The organism is Bartonella sp. MR168JLCBS (assembly GCF_042194175.1).
On the sequence record NZ_JBHIMP010000130.1, the window covers coordinates 1 to 232 of the forward strand.

Sequence of the window (232 nt, forward strand, 5' to 3'; positions counted from 1 at the left end):
TGTAGAACTTGCAAAAGACTGGCGAACAGACCGCTATTTGCGTCGCCTCGAAGCAATGATGCTTGTGGCTGATAAGAAAATAACTTTAGCTTTAACAGGGCTTGGTGATGTTTTAGAACCAGAAGACGGAATTATGGCAATTGGTTCTGGAGGCAATTTTGCTCTTTCAGCTGCGTGGGCACTCGTAGATATGAATTTGGATGCAGAAACCATTGCCCGTAAAGCTATGGAT

At 44.0% G+C, this 232-nt stretch carries 1 pseudogene; it reads left to right on the top strand.

Features of this window, described 5'->3' with window-relative positions:
- Nucleotides 1–232, top strand: a pseudogene (locus ACFIK8_RS09750) (HslU--HslV peptidase proteolytic subunit); the annotation flags it as partial.